This window comes from Brevibacterium sp. JSBI002, assembly GCF_026013965.1.
GTDB lineage: Bacteria > Actinomycetota > Actinomycetes > Actinomycetales > Brevibacteriaceae > Brevibacterium.
On sequence record NZ_CP110341.1, the window covers coordinates 1,412,483 to 1,437,406 of the forward strand.

A 24,924-nucleotide genomic window follows, 5' to 3' on the forward strand; every position below is an offset into this window, starting at 1 on the left:
TCAGTTCGGCTCCGCTTCGCCTTCGCGATCTTCACCGGCGGAGTCTTCTTCGCGCAGCCTCGGCGTGATCTGCAGGTGCGGGCGGATTCCACGCTTGTCGGCGTAGAATTCGCGGATCCGATCCATGTCCGCGGCGATGTCGCCGGTCATCTCCAGGGTCGGGCCCAGCCCCGTCGTCCGGGTCGCGGTATCCAGGTAGCCCAACGTTACGGGCATGCCCGTTGCCATCGCGATGCGATGGAACCCGGATTTCCAATGAGTGTGTCCGCCGCGGGTGCCGTCCGGGGTGATGACGAGCGCGAAGACCTCGCCGTCTCGCATGCGGTCGACCACCTCGGTGACGATCTTGCTCGGATCCGACCGATCGACGGGAATCCCACCGAGTCCCCGCATGATCGGCCCCCGCCAGCCGGTGAACAGGGAATGCTTACCCAGCCAATGGACGTCGACGCGCATGCGCCACGCGATCGCGAGCATGACGACGAAGTCCCAGTTCGAAGTGTGCGGAGCGCCGACGAGGATGGTCGGACGGTTCGGAGCGGGCTCGGTCACGAGGTTCCACTTACTGAAGGACCAGAAAGCGCGAGCGAGGAGGCGTCGGATCATGAACTCAACGGTAAGGCACGAGGATGTGTGGGCCTATCGGTGTCCATGGACGTGTGGTGCGAAACGGGCTTGAGCGGCTCTCAGCACGGGGAAGAGCCGGCGGTGGGAGAGGACGAATCCGCTTCTGACGAGCACGCGCGGATTGCGCCCGCGTCCGATGAGTCGGCGGGTTGCCTCTTCGGTTGGCATATAAGCGAGCACCTTCGGGCCTGGAGACACCGCCGATTCGAAGACCACTGACTCGATATCGTGCCGTGGCAGCAGAGTCCCGGGCAGAACCTCACCGCGCCTGGCCGACGCGACGCCGGTGGGGGAGACGACGAGGGATTCGTGCCTGCGCAGCCGCACGAATACGCCGATCGGCGCGACGACGAGGCATCCGATGATGCCAGCGACAATAGCCCACATGCGCAGGTTCGCAACGATGACCCATGGGCTGCCTCCGTCACCGAGAGCTGCAGTGACAATGTAGACGAAGAAGGCGAGCAGGCCGATGCCGAGCGGGACCGCGATGGCCAAAGCAGTGAGGACGTTGCGTTTCGAGGAAGGGATGACGACCTGCTGTCCACGCTCGAGCCGGCGCACGACGGCGGCGGGGGAGAAGTCGTCGGTCATGGTCCTCAGAATACCGGCGGACTGGGAATAATCGCGCAAGTGGCAACGCTGTACCGAATGCCAAGCTTCACCGACAACGGAGGTAGATATGTCTGATTCAGCTCGTGTCGTCATTCTCGGCGGCCATGGAAAGATCGCACTTCTGGCCGCGCCCAAGCTCAAGGCCGCAGGCTTCGCCGTCGACTCGGTGATCCGCAACCCCGACCAGTCATCCGATGTCGAAGCCGCAGGGGCCAACCCAGTCGTCCTCGACATCGAAACCGCCGACACCCAGGCGCTCGCCGACCTGTTCGCAGGAGCCCAGGCGGTCGTGTTCTCCGCCGGAGCCGGCGGCGGCAGCCCGGAGCGGACGAAGGCCGTCGACCTCGAAGCAGCCAAGCGATCCATCGACGCCGCCGAACAGGCCGGGGTCAAGCGCTTCGTCATGGTCTCTTACGCCAGCGTCTCCGTCGACTCGGACCGCGTCGACCCGGACAGCTCCTTCTACCCCTACGTGCAGGCCAAGAGCGGTGCCGATGAGCACCTGCGAGCCAGCTCGTTGGACTTCACGATCCTCGGACCCGGCGGTCTGACCCTCGAGCCCTCCAGCGGCAAGGTCCTCGTCGCCGATTCGGCCGGTGACCTCGATGGGCAGACGCCGGCTGACGATGTGCGGGTGACCTCACGCGACCTCGTCGCCGACGTCATCACCCACGTCCTCGCTGAGTCCGCTGCGGTACGCGAGACCGTGAACTTCTACGACGGGCAGACCCCCATCGCCGAGGCGATCAACTGACCTGACAATCCATGCGGGCGCTGTCCCGTCCCTACCCGATGGCCTGTGGTCTCCGAACGGAGACCACAGGCCATCGGGGGTTCCGACGAGTCCGGTTCGAGTCGCCGCTGCGGTTCAGCCTCGTCTGTTCCACAGCTGATGGGTCAGACCGCTGGCCGTGGTGAGGCTCTCGATCGTGAAGTCCCGCTCCATTCCCTCGAGCCTTTCCCAGAGCCAGACCCCGCGGCCGAGGGTGACGGGGACGATGACGAGGTGCATGAAGTCGACGAGGCCGTCCGCTAGGAACTGTCTGACCATCGAAGGACCGCCGCCGATGCGGACATTGCCGCCGTCAGCGGCAGCGCTCGCCTCGGCGAGTGCCTCCGCGGGTGACGCGTCGATGAAGTGGAAACTCGTGCCGTTGTCGAACTCCATCGGCTCCCGTGGATGATGAGTGAGAACGAAGCACGGGGTCTTGAATGGCGGCTCCTCACCCCACCAGCCACGCCAGCCGTCGTCGGGCCACGGCCCCGTCTGGGGACCGAACTACTTCCGGCCCATGATCTCGGCTCCGATGCCCTGGCCCCACATGGCGAACAGAGCGCGGTCTGCGGTCACCGGGGCGTTGACCTTGTCCACGCCCTCGATGCCGCGGCCGTCGAAGTAGGAGAACAGTGCTTGGGCTTCGCCGATCGGTTGATCGAAGGTGACGAACTCACCGGCAGCGAATCCGTCGAGGGAAACGAAGAGGTTGTTGACACACGCTTTGGCCATGTGCACTCCAATGTGATGGTTCGGCTGATGTCTTCAGTCCGACGGATGGCGTGGGTTCCGGGAAAGGGGACCCAGTGTAAGATTAAGTAGTTTCAGAATGCAATCACTGGAGGTGGGGCGATGCCTGCACAGCCGCGTTCAGGATGTGCGATCAATGCCGCCGTCGAGGTCCTCGGCGACAACTGGTCGCTCATCGTCCTGCGGGACATCATCTTCGGCAATCGTCGGCACTTCCGCGAGCTGCTCACCCACAATGATGAGGGCATAGCCTCGAACATGCTCGCCAGTCGTCTGAGGAAGCTCATCGACGAAGGGCTGCTGACAAAGGCGGAAGCCGCACGCGGGCAGCGAGCCCAGTACACCCTCACCGAGGCTGGAATCCAGACTCTGCCGGTCATGGTCGCCCTCGGAACGTGGGGAATGACCCACCGAGAGACCTCGCCGGAGCTGACGATCCGATCCAGAATCATGGCCGATGACCCCCGACTCGTCGCAGGTCTCGTGGATGAGCTTCGGGAGACCCACCTCGGGGTGCCGCGCCCGAATCCTGACGAACCGCGTTCCTCGGAGCGACTGCAGGCCGCCTACGAGGCCGAGATCTCGGGAAGCTGATTCGGGTGGGCCTACTGCCCGGGCAGTCTCAGTCGCTCCAGCAGCTTCCTTGAGGTGATCGAGGCGATGCCGACCAATCTGCAGTCTGCCTCGGTGCATGCCATGAGTCCCAAACGGTGACCGCTTGCGGTCAGAACGAGCAGACCCGGCTCGCCGTTGACGTTGACCTTTCGAACTTCGATCCTGTCCGGATCGCCGCGCCGAATCGCTGCGAGCACCTCGTTCGCACCCATCCGGACCATGTGGCCGCGGGCGTTGCTGCGGTGCCACGTCAGTCCCGGGTCGAGAAAGTGCAGCAGAGCGTCGAAGTCTCCAAGCCGTGCGGCAGTGAGGAATGCGTCGACGACAGCACGGCGCTGTGAAAGTCCTCCGGACGGTGGTGGTGTGTCCTTGACCTTGCGCCGGGCCCAACCGGCGGCCATCTTCGCGGCAGCTTCCGAGGTTCCGATGACGGCCGCGATTTCGGCAAAGGGCACTGAGAACATGTCGTGGAGGACGAACGCGACTCGCTCCTCCGGGCGCAGGGTGCGTCATCAGAGTGACAGACCGAGCGGGCTCTTTGGGCAAAGGAGTGATCGGACTGATCGTGCCGCCGTGTTTGCGTTCCTCGCATGGGGCCGGTTTACGTTGGCCCCGTTCGGGGGCTGAGCTGAACATCGCTCTTGTTCCCGGGGCCGATGTGTGCTTCCATGGAATAAGTGATTGCATAATGCAATCACTCGATCTCAAGACTGATCCCGAAGGAGCGATCATGATCACCGGACTCATGGCCAATATCGTTGTCGCCAGCGAGAAGGAAGCGACCGAATGGTATTCCCGACTCTTCGAAAGTCAGCCGGACAGCAAGCCGATGGCGGGGCTGGCCCAATGGCTCTTCGACGAGAGGTTCGGAATCCAGATCTGGGAGGACCCGCAGCGAGCCGGACGCTCCAACGTGGTTCTCGACGTGGACGACCTCGACACGATGGCCGAGCATCTGCGAGCGGCCGGAATCGACCATGACGAACCGTCCCCAGGCGGCGGACAGCGCATCCTGCCGGTCACCGACCCGGACGGAAACCAGGTCGTGTTCTTCGGTGAGTGAGGGAGCATCCGACCAGGGCGCGCCGGTGACCGCTACGATCAGCCTCGGCGCTGATTTCGAGCATCCGGTCTCAAAGGTCTGGAACGCCTTCGCCGATTCGGATCAGCGCGTGCAGTGGGGAGTTCCCGAGGGGGAAAAGATGGTCTGCGACATCGACGAATTCCGTCCGGGCGGAGCGATCCGGGCCCGCTGTGGGTCACCGGGAGAACTCGAGTTCGTCTCCACCGGGCAGTACTGCTCACTTGCGCCGGGACGTCACATCGTCACAACGGAGACTCTTACCAAAGACGATGAGATACTATCGACGGCCATCATCACCTGGACCCTGACCGCTATCCCGACAGGCACCCGGGTCGAGCTCGTCGACCAGGTCGTGTCCTTCGTCGGTCGGGGAATGATCGACGGACACCGCAACGGCCATGACATCTGCCTGCGACAGCTCGGCGACTTCCTCAGTTCCTGAGATCCACGGCCCACGGCAGATCCGCACCCTCACGGCTGACCGTGATCGCCGCAAGCGCCGATGCACGATCTCCCAGGGCTGCGAGTTCTGCCGCGCTGAGATCGGACACAGCGTTCTCCTGAGCATGCAGGTCGTGGATGAGTGAGACCATGAACGTATCCCCGGCCCCGATCGTGTCTTTGACTTCCACCTTCCTTGAGGTCACCGATGCCCGCGCCGAGGCGGTCGCCACGATCGCGCCCTCACCACCGCGAGTCATGGCGACCAGATTCGCCCCGAGGCTGAGAAGGCGGTCGACCTGTGCGGTCTCGTCGAGATCGGGATAGAGCCAGTTCGCATCGACGTTGCTGAGTTTGAGAACGTCGACTCGACGAGCCAACTTCTCGAATCGCGGCAGCGCATCTTCGCGGGAGCCGATGATTGACGGTCGGATATTCGGATCGAAGGAGATGAGCGGACGAGGATGCGTACCGAAAGCCCCTGTCGCAGAGGCGAGGACATCATCGATGACTGCGGAGCCGGGCGAAAGGAATGCCGCAATCGAGCCGAAATGCACAACGGAGCGAGGTGCGTCCGTGCGCAGGGAAGAGTCAGGGTCCCACCGCAGGTGGAACTCGTACTCGGCCGAGCCATCATCGGCGAGGCGAGCCAGCGCCGTCGACGTGGCGCCACGTGGTGAAGCGAGCACGGCGACCTGAGACTCCTGAAGATGAGCGAGAAGGAACCCACCGTGGAAATCATCGCCGACATCAGTGAGGAACTCGACATCGTCGTCGAGGCGGCCCAGCCCGAGAGCCACATTGGCTGGAGCTCCACCCGGTGCATATCGGTCTGGACTCCCGGGGGTGCTGACGATGTCGATGAGGGCCTCACCGATGACGAGAATGCTCATGGGCACGATTCTAAGGTGAAAAGTCTTCTCCAGCTGTGACCTGCATTAATAGGTCGAAAATCGATGAACGGTGTTAATTCGCGTCGTGTCATGTCAGTGCCGTCTGGAACTGTGTGGCCATGGACAAGAACACCATTGACAACGACGTCAGAACGATCATCGACGAGGAGACCGCCCGTGTCTTCGCTCCGCGCCCCGGCGAATGCCTAGCCTGCTACGTGTTCCGACAACTCGGCGAATTCGGCTGCAACGGCACCCACCGGTTCGCGGAAGGCTTCCGTGACCGTACGGCTCCACGCGCCACGGCTCTGCTCGCGCGGCTGAGCAGCATGGGTGCCTGCTGCTGTGACTGTGAAATGTTCCTCAACGCCTTCACTTTCGCCGCCAAACCGTGGATCACCAGCATGCCGTTCGGGGAGGTCATCGGCACTCCCTTCGGCAGTGAGGAAGCCATCGACATGAGAGAAAGGTTCGGAATCGACGAACCTCCCTCGACGAAGCTCTACCTCTGCTGTCGACTGGTGAGACGGGGATCGACCCAAGCCTGCGGAAACTGGGCCCGCATCCGACGGCGGTGACACAGCCGGGTCCGGCAGAATGGGACCATGTCATCCACTCTGCCGCTCTTCCTCGACTGCGACCCCGGAATCGACGATGCTATTGCACTGGCCTACCTGTGCTGCCAAGACGATGTCGACGTTGTCGGCATCGCCGCGTCTGGCGGCAACGTCGCCACTGCACAAGTCGTCGAGAACACCCGAGGGTGGTTGTCGCTGGCCGGACGCAGCGACATTCCCGTCCACGCCGGCCACAGTCTTCCGCTGGCACGGCAGGTCCTGCAGATGGATCCGCAGGCATCGGAGACGGCAACGTGCGAAGCCGTGGAGTATGCCGACCTCACCCATGGCGAGACCGGGCGGGGATATGCGCGGCTGCCGGCCTCGAGCACGCCGGTGAGTTCGGCAACGGCGGCTCAGGCTTGGGTTGATGCTGCCCACGCCCATCCCGGACAGCTCCTCGGTGTCGTCATCGGTCCAGCCACGAATCTTGCCCTGGCTCTCGAAATCGACCCGGATCTGCCGAGTCTGTTCAAACGTCTCTTCATCATGGGCGGAGCGTTCAACTACCGGGGCAACACCCACCCGACGACGGAATGGAATGTCACCTTCGACCCTGAGTCCACCGCCCAGGTGCTCGCCGCTTTCGACCGCACCAATCAGGAGGAGAGACTGGCCCACCTTCCGGCCATCGCCCCGATCGAGGCGACTGAAGCCGTTGAGATGACACCCGAGCGTCTTACCACCATCCTTGACGGAGCCTCTGTCGATGGTGCCGATGATCGCTGGCAATCAGCACTCGCAGAACTGGCCGAGGCGCTCCGGTTCTACTTCGAATTCCACGAATCCGATGGACTCGGCTACCTCGCCCACATCCACGATCCCTTCGTCCTTGCCTGCGCTCTGTTCTGGGCTCGACAGGACGCCACAACGTCGACCGGAACAGAGCCCGAAGGATCGGACTCCGACGCCCGGGTAGCGGCCGCCCCGGTGCCCGTGAGAGGAGCTGCGGGGGCCCTGCCATGGGCGTCGACGCTGTGGGCACCTGTCGATGTCGAACTCACGGGTACACTCACACGAGGCGAAACCGTCGCCGACTGGCTGGGGCGGTGGGGCCGTCCAGTGAACGCAGAGATCATCCGCGCCATCGACGCCCCCGCATTCCTCGACCACCTCAGCACCACCCTGATGAAAGGACCACCCGCATGACCGCACATTCCAGTCCGTCTGGGCAGGGGCCGACCACCACGGTCGGTCCCGGACAAAATCGCAACCGCACTCTTCCCCTCATCCTCACTCTGCTCGGCACGCTCGTCGTCATAGGCACCTACGTCGCCGTACTCCTCACCCAACCTGCCAACCTCGGCGTCGACCTCGGATACACCACTCTGTGGGTCATGCTCGGCTATCTCGGTGGAGGCATTCTGCTCGCCGCCGGCACCCTCCCGCTCATTCCCCGCAGCGTTCTCGCGCTCATCCCGGTCGCCATCGCCCTCAACGTCGTCATCGGGCAGGTCATCGGCAACTACACACCCGTGCCCCTCTATCTCGACTCCATCGGAACCGTGCTCATCGGCGTTCTCGCCGGTCCCGCAGCAGGTGCCTTCACGGGAATCGTCTCGAACCTCATCTGGGGCGTGACCCTGAGCCCCAGCGTCATCGCCTTCAGCTCCGGGGCCGCCTTCATCGGCGCCGCCGCCGGCTGGGCAGCAAGGCTCGGAGTCTTCCGCACACCCTGGACCGCGGTCATCGTCGGCGCCGTCGCCGGTGTTCCCGCCGGTGCCATCGGAGCACCCGTCGCCGCCTATGTCTTCGGCGGCGGGCTGGGGGCCGGCACCGGGGGAGTCGTTGCGATCCTCCAAGCGGCGGGCCTCGAGATGTTCAACGCCACCTTCGCTCAGAGCATGGTCTCCGACATCGTCGACAAGGCGCTCATCTTCGCCCTCGCCTTCGTCGTCATCCGGTCGCTGCCCAAACGCATCATCGGTCGCTACGAGTTCGCCACTCATAGTCGCCCCCGGACGACGAAGACCGTCGACCCTGATCCAGCCAAACAGGCCGAAGCGGCACAGCCGGCGGAATGAGTCCCGCCTCTTCCGACACGCACACCGACGTTGACGCGGCCGAGGCTCACCGCCCGAAACGTCGTCTGCACCCGGCCACGGAATTGATCATCCTGGCCTGCAGCCTGCTGCTCGTCTTCGGAATTCCCACTCCGATCGTGCCGGTCATCATCCTGACCGGCACGGTAGTGACCGCAGTGAACTCTCCGTTCGTACGACTGCGGTCGTGGGCGATGACGGTGGGTCTCCTGTGCCTGCCGACTCTGGTTGTGCTCATCGTCGTGCAGGGGCTGTTCTACCCCGGCACCGATGTGCATATGCTCTGGCAGGCCGGACCCGCTCGCCTCAGCGTCGAAGGACTGAGCATCGCCGTCCAGATCTGGCTGCGGGTGAGCGCCTTGATCGGGCTGTGCGCGCTGTTCGGCCTGGGCGCCGACTCCGCTCGCCTCTTCGACGGTCTGCGTCGACTTCGTCTGCCCTCGGCAGTCGCCTATATGTGTGCCTCTGCCATCGGTCTCATCCCAATGATCGGCGCCCGCACCCGACACATCATCGAAGCCAGACAGGCGCGAGGCTGGGCCACCGACTCCTGGCGGGTGCGCATCCGACTGCTGCCGGGAATCGTCGCAGGACTCGTCACCGCGATCCTGCTGACCGTCGACCAGCGTCACGACGTGCTCGAATCCAGCGGACTCGATTCGGATGCGACCGCGACTGCGCTTCAGGACCATACGGACGGGACAGGGCAGAGTCTCCTGCGGATCCTGACTCCGCTCGTGACCATCGGACTCATCGTCGCCTCGGTGACGGGAGTCCTCCCGCTGCCGGGCGCCGCGCAGCTCATCGGCGGTGCCTGAGATGACCGTTGCGATCACGGACGCGTGGTTCACCTATCGTGGAGAGGATGCTGCCGCGCTGAGCGGAATCACTTTCGGCATCACCGGTGGAACCAAGACCGCAGTGCTCGGACCGCTCGGATCGGGAACGTCGACTCTCTGCCGCCTGTTGGCCGGACAGCTCGTCTCCCGGGGAGCCCTGACCGGCACCATCGACCGGAACGGAACCGTGGCGCTGCTCGGCGATGACCCGGAAGCGCAGCTGAGCGGAATGACCAGCCACGTCGGTGACGAGTCGCAGCTGGCGTGTCGACTGCACGGGTATGACCCGGCCGATGCCCACCGCCGCGCCCGGAACCTGCTCGAGCTCCTCGGCGTCGAAGACCTGTGGAACCGACGGCTGGACACGCTCTCCGGCGGGCAGAGGCAGCTGGTCGCGGTGGCACGGATCCTCGCACCCGGTCCCGACCTGCTCGTTCTCGACCAACCAGCACAGTCCTTGGATCCGCAGATGCGTGTGCGTCTGGCGACAGTGCTGCAGGAGTTCTGTGATCGGGGAGGGGCCGTGCTCATCACCGGTCATCAGACTGACGAACTGACCCGGATCTGCGAAGAGATCTGCTTCCTCGACGCAGGTCGGCTGCAGACGGCGACTCCCACGGCTCGATCCGGCGGGATCTGGGACAGCCGCCCGAACGATGAAGCGACCCTCTCGACGATGCCGGGGTCACTGGCAGATCCGCTGCTCACCGTTCGCGACCTCACCGTGGATCGGGGGAGCAGCCGCATCCTCGACGGCCTCGATCTCGATCTGCGGCCCGGCGAACTCACCTCAGTCACCGGAGCCAACGGGGTCGGCAAGTCCACGCTTCTGCGGGCCCTCCTCGGCCTGCTCGACCGGTCGGCGTCCGTGACGGGCACGATCACGGTCAGCCGCCTCGGCGAGATGATCCGATTGGACACCCTGCCCGCCCACGCACGCAGTGCTCACCTCGGATGGGTGGGACAGGATCCGGGCCTGCAGCTCTCCGCCGCCACAGTGGCACGCGAACTGCTCCACGCCGTGCCGCTGCCGCCGCATCGACGGCGAGACCGAAAACGAGTGCGCAGCCATCGCCTGGCAGACGCAGACTCCGTCCTCGCCGAGGCGGACCTGACCGAGGTCGCCGACGACCATCCCTTCGACCTCGATGTGGCCAGGCGCAAAGACATCGTCATCGCCTCGGCGCTGATGACCGAGGCGACGGTGCTGCTGCTCGACGAACCGACGATCGGGCGCGACCACGCGGCAATGACCCGGCTGAACGCGATCCTCGAGTCGTTCCTCGACCATGGAGGCGCTGTCCTGGCAACAACACACGACCAGCGCTGGGCGAACGAGTTCGCGCACCGCAGACTGCGGCTGATCGACGGGCGAGCCCGGTCATGATGGATTGGCGGACGGATATTTGAGGGCGGATGACAGCGGTCAGTAGGCGAAGGAATCGTCTCCGGCAGCCGCGGGGCTGCGCAGTCTCTGCAGGTGCAGATGCCTGATGAGGCGGATGACCGGGCGAATGAGCATCTCGACACTGCCGCCGCCGCCCGGGCACGGACTCCGACCGGCGCCGAATCTCGTGTCAGGGGCTGCGCCTACCGTGAGAACATGGATCAGAAGTCGAAACCATTCGATTCCCACACTGTCGAGTTGCTCGACCGTCACTTGCCGATGTCATGGGATGAGCTGCTCGCCGCTGTTCGTCGATCCCCGCAGCTCTCCGCCGTCGAAGCGGCCCGCGCTGCGAAGCAGAGGCCCGATCGCACGACCGACGGTCTCAGTCCTCTGCCCGCGGCGAGCCCACCCACCTGGGATGGACTGCACGCAGTCATCAATACGCTGCACCGGAAGAACCTGCTGCCGGACGACCTTCCGCACACACGCAGCCCCTCCGTCATGCTCACCCATCTCCTCAGCGAACTCGCGCTCAGCCTCGCCGACCACCGCAGGCCAGGGCGCGACCTCGGTGCGGCGTCGGTCGAGCCGAAGGCTGAGGGAGTCCAGGCGCGGTTCGAAACCGAATGCATCACTTGGCTCATCACCGGACGACTCGGTGTGAGGGCCGCCGCGACAGGATCACTCAAGGGCTACCTCAAACACGGAGAGCTCATTCCCGAGTTCTCCCGGGACCGAGTGCTGCAGACTGTCGACACGATCGAGGGACTCTTCGGAGGTGCGCTCGCCTTCGGGACCACGATCCGAGAGGAGATGCCGAGCCTTTTCGAACTCGATGACAGCTTGACTGTCTGAACCCTGGCAAAGCGCCTTCGCCCCTGGTGCTCAGCCGTCCACCGGAGCAGAATGACCATCATGTCCACCTCACCACAGCGCTGGAGCATTGCCACCGTCTACCCGGATATGTGGGTCGATCCCGACGACGATCCCCGCAGCTCCGACAGGCACAGTCCCGACGGAGAACTCGCCACACTGCTGAGCTACCTGCGCGACTACCGGCTGACCCTCGATCTGAAATGCCAGGGACTCACGCTCGAGCAGATGATGAAGCTCACCGTCCCACCGTCGACGATGTCGCTGTTCGGGTTGGTCCGCCAAATGACCGAAGTGGAGCGAGACTGGAGGAATTGGATCACCGACGGCGAACCCGAACCCCCGATCTATGGGAGCTTGGACGACGCATTCGACCTCAGTGATGTTCCGTCTCACCCCGAGGAAACCGTCCTCACCGATGCCTTCGCCCGACTGGAACAGGAGCAGGCCGCCACCGACGCCGAAGTCAGCAGACACGACGACCTCGGCACACACGTGGGCCGAGAAGACATCGCGGTGCGGGAATTCCTAGTCCACCGCATCGAGGAATATGCCCGCCACTGTGGTCACGCTGATCTGCTGCGTGAATGCATCGACGGCAGAACCGGACAATAGGGAGCCACCGACCATGATCCGAACAATCCAGGTCACCGTCGACTGCCACGACCCCGAAAGGCTCGCCCGCTTCTGGGCCGAAGCACTCGGCTACATCATTCCAGGACCTCCGGGGGTGCGACTCGGTGCTGACGACGACCCCCTCGTCGCTTGGAAGGAATTCATCGCCGACCTCGGCATCGAACTCGGTCCCGAGAACATGCGTGCCGCCATCGAAGACCCTGAACAGGTCGGTCCTCGGGTCTTCTTCCAAACGGTGCCCGAGCCCAAAACGGTGAAGAACCGCGTGCACCTCGACGTCCGTGCCGCTCCGGGACTCGACGGCGATGAGCGGATGGATGCACTCGAAGCAGAATGCACCCGACTCACGGGGCTCGGAGGCACTCGGTTGCGCCGAGTCGATCCGGACCCGCCGTTGGAACACGGCTTCATAGTCATGGCCGATCCCGAAGGCAACGAATTCTGCCTTGACTGACCAGCAGTCTCGAACCCCTTCAGATGAGATTGTTCTCAGAAACAACTGGTGAAAGGTGTTCGCTTGCTAGCGTGGCAGCCATGAAGACGAATCGCATGGCAATGAGTACAGTGGCCGGACTTGCAGCACTCACTCTCGGCCTGGCCGGGTGTGGCGGAAGTGATTCCGGAAACGGAGGCGATGAGGCGCAGGACTCGTCCGCGGCAAGCGAATCGGCCGAGGCCAGCCCTGCCGGAGGCGAGGATCAGAGCGACGACGGCCAAAACGATGACGGCGATGAAACCAGGTCGGCGGAGGAATCGTCCGGGAAAGGCCTGAGCGCCGGTGCCGACCTGAGCAAAGAATCGCCGGCCATCAGTGCCGAAGACGCGATCAAGACTGCCGAGGAGGAAGTCGGGAACGGAATCGTTCATGGCATCGAGCTCGACTGGGACGACAAAGACGAGGCCTGGCAGTACGAGGTGTCCATCCTCGACGGAAACACCGACCATGACGTCGAGATCGACGCGGAGACCGGGAAGATCGCCGAACACGAGCAGGACTCGACCGATGACAAAGAGAAGGCCATCGACCTCAACGATCCGATGGCCTTCGACGACGCTCTCAAACTTGCCCAGAAGAAAGCCGATGGAAAGCTCGTGAGCTGGAAACTCGAATTCGACGACGGCAAGCAGGAGTACCAGTTCGATTTCGAGAAGGGCAGCGGAGACGTGGAAGTCACCGTCGACACCGACTCCAAGAGAGTCAGCGTCGATGACTGACACCGGTCGTCTCACGGTCATCGCCGGACCTATGTTCTCCGGAAAATCCGAAGAGCTCATGCGCAGGGTCCGGCGGGCTACGATTGCCGGAATCGATGTCCTCGTCGTGTCCCACTCGCTCGACACCCGATCGGACATCTCCACGATCACCTCGCACACCGGGGTGAATATCCCCGCAGTGCCGCTCGGAGACGCCGCGTCCCTCGCCGAGGCGGCCCGACAGAAGGACTATGAACTCATCGCCATCGATGAGGCGCAGTTCTTCGGCCCAGAGCTCGTCCCCGTCGTCGAGGACCTCCTCATCCGGGGCCTCGACGTCATCGTCGAAGGACTGTGCGTGACCTTCGACGGGCAGCCGTTCGAGCCGCTGCCCAGCTTCATGGCCGTGGCCGAAGACGTCCTCCGACTCACCGCAGTGTGCACCGTCTGCGGGAAGGACGCTGTGTTCCACCAACGCTTGGAGCAGGCAGAGAACCCGAACCGACCAGACGCAGCCCAGACAGCTCAGCCACCCGAGGCGACTCTCGCCGCGACAGAGATCGACGCCAGCCATATCGGTGGGCTGGATACCTATGTCGCTCGATGCCGGCAGCACTTCACCGGGGCCGAGTAGCTTGACCGGATCTGTCCAACGGTCCTAGCCGTCGATGCTGTCCCAGACCTCACTCCAGATCCGCGCGAGGTCTGGGATCTGATAGTGGGCGTTGAGGCCGCTCGGCTGCGGAACCACATGCAGCGCCACATCAGCCGGCCATCCCTCGATCAGCGTCGTATCCTGCCGGCCGAGCTGAGCTTTCGGCACCTGAAAGCCGGTGCGGAACGCTGTGATCCCGGCGATCGCGACCGCCCGGGGCCGGATATCGGCAAGACGCTCGATGAGGTGAGCCGCACCTTCACGCAGCTCCTGCCGGGAGAGTTCGTCGGCACGGACAGTGGCTCGCCCCACGAGGTTGGTCAGACCGATTCCACGACTGAGCAGCTGCAGTTCATCCGCAGACTCCAGCCCACACGAGGCATCGACCTGGTGATCGGTGAGACCCGCCTGATGCAGAGACGGCCAGAAACGGTTGCCGGGACGTGCGAACGGCGCATTCACCGCGGCCGTCCACAGCCCCGGATTGATGCCGACGATGAGCATCTTCAGCCCGGAGGAACCGGTCGGCAGAATATCGTCGATCGCATTCGGGTCGTCCGTGGCGAAAGCCGCGAGATCGTCCTTGGTCGGTTTGCGACCGCCCAGAGGGGATGGCCGACGATTGCTGACGAAGTTGTCCTCACTCACATCTTTCACACTACCGTCGTACCATGAGCCACGATCATGTGACCCCACAGCCCGGAGAGTCCGCACCCTTCCATTTCAACGACCGCTGGATCACCGACGCCGGAATCGAATCGGTGTGGGCGGTTCTGGAACAGGTCGACGAGTGGCCCGGGTGGTGGCCGGGACTGACAGCAGTCGAAAGGGTCGGGGCCGCACAGGCTGACGTTGATGCCGCCGATCTGCCGGTGACCCCAGGCAGCCGAGCCCGCCTTCTGGTCTACGCACCGATCGGGTGGTCTCTGCGGTTCTCCATCGAAGTCGAGGAGGTCGATGCACCCCATCAAATCCGGTTTCGGGCGAATGGCGATCTGCGCGGCGAGGGCCGATGGACTCTGACCGCCACCGAGGGGATGACGACAATCGATTCTCTGTGGTGTGTGACGACGAGCAGAACGATCATCAGGGCGATGCGACCGCTGTCCGGACTCATGCACGGTGCAGTGATGAGAGCCGGAGAACGGGGACTGCGTCGGCGACTGTCGGGACTCAACCGCCACTGATTCGAACCCCTCAGGTCACGCGAAACTTGAAAACGACGCCGCCGGTGACGTTAGTTTCGAGTTTCGCGTGACCTGAGCTCGTTTCGCGCTGCCGGAGGCTTCAATCCTGCCTGGCCCACGCATCGATGCCCCCGGCAAGAGAGCGCAGACGTACTCCGGTCGGGACCGATCCCGACAGAATCCGGACGGCCTCGGCCGATCGGGCCCCGGACTTGCAGTGGAAGACGATATCGACAGGTGCCTCCGGCCGGACTGAGGCTCCGACCAGCGACTCAAGCGCCTGCCACCCGCTGTCTTGGAGGCCGCCGAGGGGCAGATGCACTGAGCCGGGGATGGCCGCCAGCTCACGTTCCCAGTCCTCCCGTACATCGACGACGAGCACATCGTCTTCGACAGACAGGAAATCGGCGACGTCGATCTCATCCGCCGCAGGCTCTGCCACGCCGCCGGCGTCGAGGACCGCAGCACAGGCGGCAGCCACCTCGGTGAGGTCGGTGACCGGGGAGCGGTCAGGATCGGGGGAGAACCGCAGGGTCGAGTACTCCCCGGTCAGCGCTTCATAGCGCAGCAGCCGACCGATGTATGGGGCACCGATGCCGCAGATGAGTTTGATCGCCTCGGTCGCCATCGCCGAGCCCACGGTTCCGCACAGCACTCCGAGGACTCCGCCTTCGGCGCAGTTGGGCACCGAATCGGGTTCCGGGATATCCGGGAACAGGTCGCGCAGCATCGGTCCGTGACCGGGGTAGAACGTGCTTACCTGACCGGCGAAGCGGAAGATCGTGCCCCACACCAACGGGGTGCCGGTGAGTTCGGCGGCATCATTGGATAAGTACCGAGTGGCGAAGTTGTCCGCCCCGTCAACGACGACATCGTGTTCAGCGAAGAGATCGAGCGCATTCTCCGGGCTCAGCCGGTCCTCGATCGTGCGCACCTCGAGGTTCGGATCGAGCCGGTGCACGGCATCGGCGGCAGAGGCGACCTTCGGTCGGCCCACATCGGCATCCCGGTGGATGATCTGGCGCTGCAGGTTCGAGGCCTCCACCACGTCATCGTCGATGATCGTGATCGACCCGACCCCGGCGGCCGCGAGGTAGCCCAGTACTGGGGCCCCGAGACCGCCGGCGCCGATGACCAGCACCGAGGCGGCCCGCAGACGCCGTTGTCCCTCAAGTCCGAATCCCGGCAGGCTCAGGTGCCGGGAGTAGCGTTCCAGCTCCGTCCGGGACAGGGATTCCACGGGGTCGACGAGCGGAGGCAGCGATGTCGGAGTGGTGGCAGCGGCGGTCATTGTGCTGCGACCATTCCGTCGAACGGCGATGATGCCAATGCCAACGGACGTTTGGGAATCCTCCCTGCACCGCCAGCGAGATGCCCGGCCTCGACGGCCAAAGCCATCGCCCGGGCCATGGCGTGAGCATCGTGGGCGCGGGTGACGGCCGAGGCCAGCAGCACCGCGGTGCACCCGAGCTCCATCGCCAGGGCGGCATCGGAGGCGGTACCGACACCGGCGTCGAGGATGACGGGCACCTGTGCACGGGAGACGATGGTCTCGATGTTGTGAGGGTTGAGGATGCCCAGCCCGCTGCCGATCGGAGCTCCCGCCGGCATCACCACAGCCACACCGGCGTCCTCCAGACGTTTCGCCAGGGCCGGATCGTCGTTCGTGTAGGCGAAGACCGTGAACCCGTCGAGGACGAGCTCCTCGGCCGCGGCGAAGAGTTCGATGGGATCCGGCAACAGGGTGTCCTCATCGGCGATGACCTCGAGCTTCACCCAGTTCGTCTCCAGGGCCTCCCTCGCCAGTCGAGCGGTGAGCACGGCATCCCTGGCCGTATAGCAGCCGGCGGTGTTCGGCAGCACCCGAATACCCAGACGCTGGAGCATGGTGAATACCGAGTCCCGGGACTCGGCGTCGAAACGGCGCATCGCCACAGTCGTCAGCTCGGTTCCCGAAGCCACGAGTGCGTCTTCGAGGATGCTCAGGGAACTCGCCCCTCCCGTGCCCATCACGAGGCGAGACGACATCTCCACATCATCGATCGTCCAGGTCATCTCAACCTCCCTGCACAGCGGTGACGATGTCGACGGTGTGCCCGTCGGCCAGGGTGCAATCGGACCAGGCACCGCGACGGATGACTTCACCGTCGACGGCCAGGGCGATGCCCAGCCGGCCGCCGTCGGCTGGTGTCCCATCGGGGTTCAGCTCCCGTCCGGTGACGTCGGCGATGAGGTCGAGCGCCGAGGTGGCACCCGGCAGCTCATGGCGAGCGCCGTTGAGGACGATGGTCGGTGAGTGGTCGTGGTCGGTCATGAGATGCTCCTCATCGGGTAGGCACTGGTGTGGTCTGTGGTGAAGCGGTGTGGGGACACGGACTCGAGCGTCCCGTCAGGAGGCCAGTCGGAGGCGACGCCCAGGGCGAGCTCGGCACCGAGCCTGCCGCCGAACGGGGCCAAGAGGATGCCGTGGCGGAAATAACCGGTGCTCACGATGCAGCCGGGATCGATGCGGCCGATCATCGGCAGGTCGTCCGGAGAACCCGGCCGGGCACGGGTGGTGATATCGGTGATCTCCGCGTCGAGGATGCCCGGGACCAGTCGCTGCCCGTCGGCGAGCAGCCGGTGAATCGCCCCGGCCGGAGTGCCGGAGAGTCCGTCCTCACGCGAACTGGCACCGAGCACGATCTCGCCGTCCGGGCGAGGAACCAGGTAGACGGGGCGACCATTGACCAGCCCGCGGATGGTGCGGCTCAGCAGCGGAGTCGCCTCGGTGGGGGCACGCAGTCGCAGAACATCACCCCAGACCTCACGCAGAGGCAGCTGCGGGGCACCGACGATCGCGGACACAGCGCCGCCGGCGCAGATGATCACCTGATCGGCCTCCAACCGGCGGCCATCGCCCAGTGCGACTCCCACAGTCGTATCGCCGTCATTGATCAGGCTGGCCGCCCGCTGGCGAATGAAGCCTCCTGAGTCAGAGGACAGGACAGTCAGCAATGCGGCAGTGAGCCGACGGGGGTCGATCGAGTGATCGCCTGGAATGTGCACGGCCCCGGCGACGGCAGGCGACAACGACGGCTCAACCCGGCGGGCAGCACTGCCGGTGATGAGCTCGGTGGCGAAACCGGACCGCGATTGTGCATCGCGCAGCTCCCGCAGAGCCTGCAGATCAGCTCGGTCACCGGCGCACACCAATGTTCCGGCATCCGAAAAACCGAGATCGCTGCCAGCGGCGCTCGCCACCTCGGCGGAGAACTGAGGATACATCTGCGCGGAGGCTCGCATCAGCGGGTACAGGGGAGTCTGCCCCCAGACCACCTCGGCGGCGGGAGCGAGCATCCCTGCGGCAGCATGGCTCGCACCCTGAGCGGGCGCAGGATCGATGATGGTGACTTCGGTACCGAGGCGGCGCAGATACCAGGCCGTGGACAGGCCGATGATCCCGGCGCCGACGACAATGACTCTCACAGCTTCTCCCTCCGGCGGCATGATCCGCATCAGGTCTGGCGGTCGGCTCTTACGCCCTCTCAGCCTCGTTGGGAGGCTCCCGCGAACTCCTCTACTCTATGACCATGACCACACAGATGCCACCGCGCACTACGGCGCGCCAGACGAAGAGAGCCTGGAGAGAGGCGCGACTGGCAGAGGCGAAGCTCTACCTGTGCACCGATGCCCGGACCGGTCAGGGCGACCTCGCCGAGTTCCTCGACGCCGCCTACCGTGGAGGTGTCGACATCATCCAACTGAGGGACAAGAGCCTCGAGGCCCGCGCCGAGATCGCGGCATTGGAGGTCCTCAAAGATATCGCCGCCCGTCACGACAAGCTCTTCTCAGTCAATGACCGTGCCGACGTTGCGCTGCTGACCGACGCCGACGTCTTCCACGTCGGTCAAGGCGACCTCGCCAGTGCTCAGGCCAGGGCTGTGCTCGGACCCGATGTCATCCTCGGCCGCTCGACCCATTCCCTCGAGCAGGCGCTCGCCGCCGAGGCGGACCCGGAGACCGACTATTTCTGTGTCGGGCCGGTCTGGGAGACCCCGACGAAGCCAGGCCGCGCCTCTGTGGGGACGGCGCTGCTGACCGCAACCGCCGCCGAGGCGGCCAAACCGTGGTTCGCGATCGGCGGTATCGCGACGGGGGAGAGGCTGGATGCGATCCGTCAGGCGGGCGCGAGGCGTGCCGTCGTCGTCCGTGCGATAGCCTCGGCTGAGGATCCCGCTGCGGCCGCGCGGGAGCTCAAGGAGGAGTTGGAATGACCCAAGCAGCTGACAGCGCATCCGACGGAATCGGCACTGGTGCCGACCTGTCGATTCTCATCGCCGGGGCGGGGGCGACCGGCGGAGCGTTCGGCACCTATCTGCAGGAGGCCGGACGCGATGTCACTTTCCTGCTCCGGCAGGCACGGGCGGAGACGGTCCGCGCTGAGGGGCTGCGCTTCACTGCACTCGGTGATGATCGGACGAATCAGGTCGATGTCATCACCGCTGAGGAACTCACAGCCGCACCACGAACCTTCGACCTCGTTATCGTCGCGGTCAAAGCGGGTGGACTCGACTCGGTCATCGCCGATATCGGACCGGCTGTGGGCGAGCAGACAACGATCATTCCGTTCCTCAACGGCATGGCTCAGATCGAGAAGCTGCAGAGCAGATACCCCGGACAGGTGCTCGGAGGGTTCGTCAAGATCGTCGGCACCATCAGGGACGGAGCCGTCGTCCAGCTCACCGACCTGGCCGTGATGACCATCGGAGATCTCCACGGCGCCGAAGTGCCCACACGCATCTCCGAGGCGCTCGATGTGCCCGGATTCAAACTCCAGACCGTCGATGGAATCATCGACGGGCTGTGGGAGAAATGGATCTTCATCGCCGCGGCAGGAGTCGTCACCTGCCTGTTCCGCGCCCCGGTCGGAGCGATCATGGAAGCCGGCGGCAGATCGCACGTGTATGCCATCATCGATGAACTCGAAGCCGTGGCGGCTGCGGCAGGACACCCGGTGTCGGAAGCCTCCCACGCCATGACTATCAAGATGCTCACCGAGGACGGTTCCGCCTTCACCTCATCCCTCTACCGGGATGTGATGGCGGGGCTGCCGAGCGAAACGGAGCACATCCTCGGCGACCTGTCGATCAAGGCGGAGGATCTGGAAGTGGCGACTCCGCTGCTCGACCTCACACTTGTGCAGCTGCGGGCAGGGGAAGCCCAGAAGCGGCTCTGACTTCGGCAATGCCGGTGCGCAGCATCGCCAGATACGGCTCCTGCGGCTGAGCGTGTTCGACGTCTGACGAACGATGCGCGGCGGTGAACGTGACCATCGGGACACCGTCGACATCATCGAGGACGAGCAGCGTCTCGTACCCGCCCGGCCCCAGAGAGTGGGAGCTGCCGGCTGCCAGATCGAAGACGAGGCGTTCCAGCGGACTGTCTGGTTCGGGCGGTCGGTGCATCTCCTGTGCCGCCACATCGGCGAACTGTTCGGCAGTGATGAGGTAGGCCTTGGCGGGGGTCGGTCCGGGGAGGAAATGATCGTAGAAGGCCATGCCGCCGCCCCACACCTTGGACTCGCCGGCGAAATAGATCGTTCCGGGCAGTTCGATCCCGGCTTCTGCGCGGGGCAGTGTTGTGTCCCTGGCACCTGGATAGGTGACCATCGCCCCGGGCGGTCGCCCGCCCTGCAGATAGCAGGCGAGCCGATCGCGAGCCATATTCGATCCGTAGCTGACGTACCACACATATGTTTGAGACATCCCTGCCATCGTGACATCTCGGTCTTGGAATTCGGTGAATCGGTGCCGAGTGCGTCCTCTGCGGCGCCGGCATAACCGGCGGACGAGTTCGGCGCTGCCGGTGATGGCCAGGGCGATGCCGATGCCCACGGCGACTCCGAGCAGCGGGCGGTCTTCGAAGATCATTCCCCCGATGAGTCCGATCACCGTCGAATAGAGCGCCCAAGCGAGACTGCCGATCCCGTCCCAGAGGAGGAAAGTGCGGATCGGGAACCCGAGCAGACCGGAGCCGATGGTGGCCAGGCTGCGGCCCCCGGGAACGAATCGGCCGGCGATGAGCACGGTCCCGCCTCGGCGAGAGAAGACCGTGTGGGCGGAGTCGAGCAGGTTCGCGATGCTCGCCCACCGTCGCCATCGGCCGACCCCGGTCGCAGCGAATCGGCCGACGAGGTGAGCCGCCAGATCCCCGAGGAGAGCCCCTCCGGCAGCGGCGAGGATGAGCCCTGCCGGGTGAGGGTGCCCCGTCGCGGCGAAGGTCGCAGCGGTGATGAGCAGAGTCTCCGACGGCACAATCGGCATGAGCGAGTCCAGTGCCGCGGCCACGGCGATGAGCAGGTACACCCATGGAGATGTGAGGGTGGCAGTGAGCAGCTCGAGTGCGAGATCCATACTCATCCACGCTAGGCACAAGACGGCAGGGCCGGTACGCGGTCGGGCACACGGTCAGTGCGGTCGAACAGCAACCGCCATTGCGGAAAACCGGAATCCGAGACTGCGGCCGAACCCCTGGGAGGCGGCGACGGGCGTTGCTACGATCGACTCATGCCCTGGCCGAGCGCGCTGTCCACCCGCCTTCCTCCCGAAGTACGGATGTTCGCCGCGCGGTGGACGCGGTCCGTACTCGCCGTCGCGTGGGGCGGTCTGCTGTGTCTGCCGCTGCTCATGGCCTCCGTGCGTCCGCCCACCTCACGTATGGCCGCGAAGGTGCGGAGCTGGGAACTCGCTCGGCATTCTCGCGGGTTCGGACTCGTCCTTGTCGACGAGCCGACCAAACGTCGGTTCCTGCTCGGCAACGGCCTGGTCGCAGCACTCGCCATCATTCCCACCGCGAACCTCCTCGGCGGATTCTTCGTCGTGACTTTCGGATCGCTCTTCCAAGGATTCTTCATCGGGGGAGCGGTCAACATCGGGTTCGACATGTGGTCGATCTCGCAACCCACGCTCTTCGTCGGTGTCCTCTACGGGGCGGCGAACCTCATCGGCGCCGTCGCTCTGGCCGAGGCGGCAAGCTGGGCGCATGGTCGCATCGACGCTCATTTCGTCGAGGTGGAGCGTCCCTTCGCCGTGTACACCCGCATCAGCGAGCTGCTGACGACCCGGCGTGGAGTCGTGCTCGCCATCGACGAGGAACGACGCCGGATCGAGCGGGACCTGCACGACGGCGTGCAGCAGAATGTCGTCTCCCTGTCCGTGGTCATCGCCCGAGCCAGGCGTGCCTCTGACCCGGCGAAGTCCCAAGCGCTGCTCGACGATGCGCTGGTGCAGTCCCAGGACCTCATCGACGAGATGCGCGAAGTCGCCTGGCGGGTCTATCCCACTGCGCTGGACGACCATGGTCTTCGAACCGTGCTCGAGAGGATCGCCGGTCGCAGTCCTATTCCGCTGACCCTCGTGACCGTGCCGGAAGGCAGATTTCCGCCCGCAGTGGAATCTGCCGCCTACTTCGTCGTCCGTGAAGCCGTCACGAATGTCGTCAAACACGCCGAGGCGACCGCGATCACGGTGAGCATCGTCGCAGAGGCCCGGACCGCGTTGACCGTGACCGTCTCCGACGACGGTGTGGGCGGAGCCGATCCGCGCGGGGGAGGGCTCCAAGGGCTCACACGGCGGGTCGGAGCGCTCGACGGGAGTCTCGAAGTCGACTCCCTTGAGGGCGCAGGCACCACAGTGACCGCCCGGATCCCGCTCGGGACCGACGCACAGGACGGCAGCACGACGAAGGAGAAGAGACAGAAGTGATCACGACAGACGTCCAGCCAGAGAACCGGATGCGCGTCGTCCTCGCCGATGACGCGGTGCTGCTGCGAGAGGGTGTTCGCAGTCTGCTCGAAGACGAAGGGATCAGCGTCGTCGCGTCCGTCGGAGACGGAGGGGAGCTGCTGCGGGCGGTCGCCGAGCTGCGGCCGACCCTGGCGATCGTCGACGTGCGGATGCCTCCGACTCACACCACCGAAGGACTGGAGGCGGCGTTGGCGATCAAACGTCGCTTCCCGGATATCGGAGTCCTCGTCCTCAGCCAGTACGTGCTGCGCGAATATGCGACCGAGCTGCTGAGCACCGAGTCGGTGGGCGTCGGCTACCTCCTGAAGAACCGGGTGACCGACATCGACCGGTTCCTCGAGTCGGTACAGCGGATCGCCGAGGGAGGAACGGTCATCGACCCCGACGTCGTCCGGCAGCTGCTCACCACCTCGGAGAGGCAGAACACGCTGTCGACACTGACCCCGCGCGAGAGTGAAGTGCTCGAGGCCATGGCCGAAGGACTGTCGAACCGGGGAATCGGCGAACGGCTCTTCGTCTCGGTCAGCTCCGTCGAAAAGGCGATCAGCTCCATCTTCGATAAACTCGGCCTCCAGGCAGGAGAGACCACGAGCCGCCGTGTCGCGGCAGTGCTCGCCTACCTCAACCGAGAACGAGGAGAGAGATGAAACGTCGACTGCCCGATCTGAGAGAACTCGCCCCCTTGCTGCAGTTCGACCTGCCCCGACTCGACCGGGTCGCAGCCAGATTGGAGTCGGCCGCAGACATCTGGGACCTTCGCCGCATCGCCAAGCGCGTGACACCGACCGCGCCGTTCGACTATGTCGACGGTGCCGCTCTGGACGAGCGGACCTTGGCGAAGAACCGTGAAGCGCTCGGCAACGTTGAGCTCCTTCCGCGCATCCTCCACGGCGTCGACGCGCCGGATACGTCGACGACGATCGCCGGTGCCCGGGCCAGGCTGCCCTTCGGCATCGCTCCGACCGGCTACACCCGCATGATGCACTCCGAAGGCGAGGTCGCCGGAGTGCGTGCCGCAGCCAAGGCCGGAATCCCGTTCTCACTGTCGACGATGGGCACGACCTCGGTCGAAGACGTCGCACAGGCGGCACCGGACTCCACCCGGTGGTTCCAGCTCTACCTGTGGAAGGACCGGCAACGCAGCCTCGACCTGATCCAACGAGCCGCCGCCAGCGGATACGAGACCCTGCTGGTCACCGTCGACACCCCGATCACCGGTCAGCGTCTGCGTGATCACCGCAACGGTCTGACGATCCCACCCCGTCTGACGCTGGGGACCATCCTCGACGCCTCCTATCGACCCGGCTGGTGGTTCAACTTCCTCACCACCGAACCGCCGAAATACGCGTCGCTTTCGAACACCTCCCAGTCCCTCGCGGAGATGACGAAGACGATGTTCGACCCGACCCTCGACCTCGACGACCTGCGGTGGATCCGCGAACAGTGGGACGGACGCCTGTTCGTCAAGGGAATTCTCACCGCCGAGGATGCCCGGCGAGCTCAATCCATCGGAGCCGATGGACTCGTGGTGTCCAACCACGGCGGTCGCCAGCTCGATCGGGCTCCGGACTCGCTGACCTCACTGGCCGAAGTCCGTGCGGAGGTCGGATCGGAGATGGAGTTGATCTTCGACTCCGGGATCATGTCCGGTACCGATGTGGTTGCCGCGCTGTGCGCCGGAGCGGACTTCGTGCTCATCGGCCGGGCATACCTGTACGGGCTCATGGCCGGCGGCCAGAGGGGCGTGGAGAGAGCGATCGCCCTCATCCGACAGGAGATCCTCACCGCCATGGGCCTCATGGGTGCCCGGAGCATCTCCGACCTAGGCCCCGACCTCGTCCGCGGGCTGCCGCAGGCATCGGCTTCCGACCGGGGGCTGTCGGCCGACTCTGTGTGAGCCCGTC

31 protein-coding genes, 1 pseudogene and 1 riboswitch are annotated in these 24,924 nt (G+C 64.9%); of the genes and pseudogenes, 20 read left to right on the forward strand and 12 right to left on the reverse strand.

Features of this window, described 5'->3' with window-relative positions; all coding sequences use genetic code 11:
* Nucleotides 1–606 carry a 1-acyl-sn-glycerol-3-phosphate acyltransferase gene (locus tag LJ362_RS06360; RefSeq protein ID WP_264801308.1) on the reverse strand — a complete coding sequence of 202 codons (606 nt, stop codon included), beginning with the start codon at nucleotides 604–606 and terminating at the stop codon, nucleotides 1–3.
* Between the two features lie 33 nt (nucleotides 607–639).
* Entirely contained in the window at nucleotides 640–1,221 is a 582-nt protein-coding gene (locus LJ362_RS06365; protein WP_264801309.1) for a hypothetical protein, read from the reverse strand.
* Between the two features lie 88 nt (nucleotides 1,222–1,309).
* Here LJ362_RS06365 and LJ362_RS06370 point away from each other — a divergent pair, with 88 nt between their 5' ends.
* The gene (locus LJ362_RS06370; protein WP_264801310.1) at nucleotides 1,310–1,996 is read left to right on the forward strand and encodes an SDR family oxidoreductase; all 687 of its coding nucleotides are present in this window, start codon (nucleotides 1,310–1,312) and stop codon (nucleotides 1,994–1,996) included.
* A 114-nt stretch (nucleotides 1,997–2,110) separates the two neighbouring features.
* Here LJ362_RS06370 and LJ362_RS16905 read toward each other — a convergent pair.
* Both LJ362_RS16905 and LJ362_RS16910 read right to left on the reverse strand, forming a co-directional pair.
* Nucleotides 2,111–2,443 (reverse strand): annotated as a pseudogene (locus LJ362_RS16905) (dihydrofolate reductase family protein); the annotation flags it as partial.
* A 78-nt stretch (nucleotides 2,444–2,521) separates the two neighbouring features.
* The gene (locus LJ362_RS16910) at nucleotides 2,522–2,749 is read right to left on the reverse strand and encodes a hypothetical protein (protein ID WP_320109158.1); all 228 of its coding nucleotides are present in this window, start codon (nucleotides 2,747–2,749) and stop codon (nucleotides 2,522–2,524) included.
* A 120-nt stretch (nucleotides 2,750–2,869) separates the two neighbouring features.
* Here LJ362_RS16910 and LJ362_RS06380 point away from each other — a divergent pair, with 120 nt between their 5' ends.
* Entirely contained in the window at nucleotides 2,870–3,361 is a 492-nt protein-coding gene (locus LJ362_RS06380; protein WP_264801311.1) for a winged helix-turn-helix transcriptional regulator, read from the forward strand.
* An 11-nt stretch (nucleotides 3,362–3,372) separates the two neighbouring features.
* On the opposite strand, the gene LJ362_RS06385 is transcribed toward LJ362_RS06380, so the two are convergent.
* Nucleotides 3,373–3,885: a sigma factor-like helix-turn-helix DNA-binding protein gene (locus tag LJ362_RS06385; protein WP_264801790.1), complete on the reverse strand. Its 513-nt coding sequence runs from the start codon at nucleotides 3,883–3,885 to the stop codon at nucleotides 3,373–3,375.
* A gap of 227 nt (nucleotides 3,886–4,112) precedes the next feature.
* Between LJ362_RS06385 and LJ362_RS06390 the strand changes: the two genes are divergently transcribed.
* Nucleotides 4,113–4,445 (forward strand): VOC family protein, encoded by a 333-nt coding sequence (locus tag LJ362_RS06390; RefSeq protein ID WP_264801312.1) that lies wholly within the window; start codon nucleotides 4,113–4,115, stop codon nucleotides 4,443–4,445.
* On the forward strand, nucleotides 4,438–4,908 hold the full coding sequence (locus LJ362_RS06395; protein WP_264801313.1) for an SRPBCC domain-containing protein: 471 nt from the start codon (nucleotides 4,438–4,440) through the stop codon (nucleotides 4,906–4,908). Before LJ362_RS06390 ends, LJ362_RS06395 begins: the two co-directional genes overlap by 8 nt.
* Here LJ362_RS06395 and LJ362_RS06400 read toward each other — a convergent pair.
* Complete coding sequence (locus tag LJ362_RS06400; RefSeq protein WP_264801314.1) at nucleotides 4,898–5,800, reverse strand: carbohydrate kinase family protein; 903 nt, start codon at nucleotides 5,798–5,800, stop codon at nucleotides 4,898–4,900. The two genes, LJ362_RS06395 and LJ362_RS06400, sit on opposite strands and share 11 nt — an antisense overlap.
* A 119-nt stretch (nucleotides 5,801–5,919) precedes the next feature.
* Here LJ362_RS06400 and LJ362_RS06405 point away from each other — a divergent pair, with 119 nt between their 5' ends.
* From LJ362_RS06405 to LJ362_RS06450, 10 genes are all read left to right on the forward strand, one after another.
* Nucleotides 5,920–6,378, forward strand: coding sequence for a DUF2695 domain-containing protein (locus tag LJ362_RS06405; protein WP_264801315.1), 459 nt, complete (start codon nucleotides 5,920–5,922; stop codon nucleotides 6,376–6,378).
* A gap of 27 nt (nucleotides 6,379–6,405) precedes the next feature.
* Nucleotides 6,406–7,566: a nucleoside hydrolase gene (locus LJ362_RS06410; RefSeq protein WP_264801317.1), complete on the forward strand. Its 1,161-nt coding sequence runs from the start codon at nucleotides 6,406–6,408 to the stop codon at nucleotides 7,564–7,566.
* A complete protein-coding gene (locus LJ362_RS06415; protein ID WP_264801318.1) occupies nucleotides 7,563–8,441 on the forward strand; it encodes a histidine kinase in 879 nt (292 codons plus the stop codon). Before LJ362_RS06410 ends, LJ362_RS06415 begins: the two co-directional genes overlap by 4 nt.
* Nucleotides 8,438–9,277, forward strand: a complete 840-nt coding sequence (locus LJ362_RS06420; protein WP_264801319.1) for an energy-coupling factor transporter transmembrane component T family protein — start codon at nucleotides 8,438–8,440, stop codon at nucleotides 9,275–9,277. Before LJ362_RS06415 ends, LJ362_RS06420 begins: the two co-directional genes overlap by 4 nt.
* Nucleotide 9,278: 1 nt before the next feature.
* Nucleotides 9,279–10,685 (forward strand): ATP-binding cassette domain-containing protein, encoded by a 1,407-nt coding sequence (locus LJ362_RS06425; protein WP_264801320.1) that lies wholly within the window; start codon nucleotides 9,279–9,281, stop codon nucleotides 10,683–10,685.
* Nucleotides 10,686–10,901: 216 nt separating this feature from the next.
* Nucleotides 10,902–11,543, forward strand: coding sequence for a hypothetical protein (locus LJ362_RS06430; protein WP_264801321.1), 642 nt, complete (start codon nucleotides 10,902–10,904; stop codon nucleotides 11,541–11,543).
* Nucleotides 11,544–11,603: 60 nt separating this feature from the next.
* Nucleotides 11,604–12,176, forward strand: coding sequence for a DinB family protein (locus LJ362_RS06435; protein ID WP_264801323.1), 573 nt, complete (start codon nucleotides 11,604–11,606; stop codon nucleotides 12,174–12,176).
* Between the two features lie 13 nt (nucleotides 12,177–12,189).
* Nucleotides 12,190–12,651, forward strand: a complete 462-nt coding sequence (locus tag LJ362_RS06440) for a VOC family protein (RefSeq protein WP_264801324.1) — start codon at nucleotides 12,190–12,192, stop codon at nucleotides 12,649–12,651.
* Between the two features lie 80 nt (nucleotides 12,652–12,731).
* Nucleotides 12,732–13,412 (forward strand): PepSY domain-containing protein, encoded by a 681-nt coding sequence (locus tag LJ362_RS06445; protein WP_264801325.1) that lies wholly within the window; start codon nucleotides 12,732–12,734, stop codon nucleotides 13,410–13,412.
* A complete protein-coding gene (locus LJ362_RS06450) occupies nucleotides 13,405–14,025 on the forward strand; it encodes a thymidine kinase (RefSeq protein ID WP_264801326.1) in 621 nt (206 codons plus the stop codon). The genes LJ362_RS06445 and LJ362_RS06450 overlap by 8 nt, the downstream gene beginning before the upstream one ends.
* Nucleotides 14,026–14,049: 24 nt before the next feature.
* Here LJ362_RS06450 and LJ362_RS06455 read toward each other — a convergent pair whose 3' ends face one another.
* Complete coding sequence (locus LJ362_RS06455) at nucleotides 14,050–14,694, reverse strand: mismatch-specific DNA-glycosylase (RefSeq protein ID WP_264801327.1); 645 nt, start codon at nucleotides 14,692–14,694, stop codon at nucleotides 14,050–14,052.
* 23 nt (nucleotides 14,695–14,717) lie between these two features.
* Here LJ362_RS06455 and LJ362_RS06460 point away from each other — a divergent pair, with 23 nt between their 5' ends.
* A complete protein-coding gene (locus tag LJ362_RS06460; protein ID WP_264801328.1) occupies nucleotides 14,718–15,233 on the forward strand; it encodes an SRPBCC family protein in 516 nt (171 codons plus the stop codon).
* A 100-nt stretch (nucleotides 15,234–15,333) separates the two neighbouring features.
* Here the strand turns inward: LJ362_RS06460 and moeB are convergent, their stop codons facing one another.
* The 4 genes from moeB to thiO form a co-directional block, all read right to left on the reverse strand.
* Nucleotides 15,334–16,524 carry a molybdopterin-synthase adenylyltransferase MoeB gene (gene moeB, locus LJ362_RS06465; protein WP_264801329.1) on the reverse strand — a complete coding sequence of 397 codons (1,191 nt, stop codon included), beginning with the start codon at nucleotides 16,522–16,524 and terminating at the stop codon, nucleotides 15,334–15,336.
* Nucleotides 16,521–17,288: a thiazole synthase gene (locus LJ362_RS06470; protein ID WP_264801330.1), complete on the reverse strand. Its 768-nt coding sequence runs from the start codon at nucleotides 17,286–17,288 to the stop codon at nucleotides 16,521–16,523. Before LJ362_RS06470 ends, moeB begins: the two co-directional genes overlap by 4 nt.
* A 1-nt stretch (nucleotide 17,289) precedes the next feature.
* The gene (thiS, locus tag LJ362_RS06475) at nucleotides 17,290–17,547 is read right to left on the reverse strand and encodes a sulfur carrier protein ThiS (protein ID WP_259356676.1); all 258 of its coding nucleotides are present in this window, start codon (nucleotides 17,545–17,547) and stop codon (nucleotides 17,290–17,292) included.
* Entirely contained in the window at nucleotides 17,544–18,701 is a 1,158-nt protein-coding gene (gene thiO / locus LJ362_RS06480; RefSeq protein WP_264801332.1) for a glycine oxidase ThiO, read from the reverse strand. The genes thiS and thiO overlap by 4 nt, the downstream gene beginning before the upstream one ends.
* Nucleotides 18,691–18,794: riboswitch (TPP riboswitch) on the reverse strand. (Overlaps the previous gene by 11 nt.)
* A gap of 11 nt (nucleotides 18,795–18,805) precedes the next feature.
* Here thiO and thiE point away from each other — a divergent pair.
* Nucleotides 18,806–19,489 carry a thiamine phosphate synthase gene (gene thiE / locus LJ362_RS06485; RefSeq protein ID WP_264801333.1) on the forward strand — a complete coding sequence of 228 codons (684 nt, stop codon included), beginning with the start codon at nucleotides 18,806–18,808 and terminating at the stop codon, nucleotides 19,487–19,489.
* Complete coding sequence (locus LJ362_RS06490; protein WP_264801335.1) at nucleotides 19,486–20,451, forward strand: ketopantoate reductase family protein; 966 nt, start codon at nucleotides 19,486–19,488, stop codon at nucleotides 20,449–20,451. Before thiE ends, LJ362_RS06490 begins: the two co-directional genes overlap by 4 nt.
* Here the strand turns inward: LJ362_RS06490 and LJ362_RS06495 are convergent.
* On the reverse strand, nucleotides 20,405–21,628 hold the full coding sequence (locus LJ362_RS06495; protein WP_264801336.1) for a DedA family protein: 1,224 nt from the start codon (nucleotides 21,626–21,628) through the stop codon (nucleotides 20,405–20,407). The two genes, LJ362_RS06490 and LJ362_RS06495, sit on opposite strands and share 47 nt — an antisense overlap.
* Before the next feature lie 153 nt (nucleotides 21,629–21,781).
* Between LJ362_RS06495 and LJ362_RS06500 the strand changes: the two genes are divergently transcribed.
* From LJ362_RS06500 to LJ362_RS06510, 3 genes are read left to right on the forward strand one after another with little or no spacing between them, the layout of a single operon-like run.
* Nucleotides 21,782–22,978, forward strand: a complete 1,197-nt coding sequence (locus tag LJ362_RS06500) for a sensor histidine kinase (RefSeq protein WP_264801337.1) — start codon at nucleotides 21,782–21,784, stop codon at nucleotides 22,976–22,978.
* Nucleotides 22,979–23,007: 29 nt separating this feature from the next.
* The gene (locus LJ362_RS06505) at nucleotides 23,008–23,667 is read left to right on the forward strand and encodes a response regulator transcription factor (RefSeq protein ID WP_139467405.1); all 660 of its coding nucleotides are present in this window, start codon (nucleotides 23,008–23,010) and stop codon (nucleotides 23,665–23,667) included.
* A complete protein-coding gene (locus tag LJ362_RS06510) occupies nucleotides 23,664–24,917 on the forward strand; it encodes an alpha-hydroxy acid oxidase (protein ID WP_264801338.1) in 1,254 nt (417 codons plus the stop codon). The genes LJ362_RS06505 and LJ362_RS06510 overlap by 4 nt, the downstream gene beginning before the upstream one ends.
* Nucleotides 24,918–24,924: the final 7 nt, after the last annotated feature.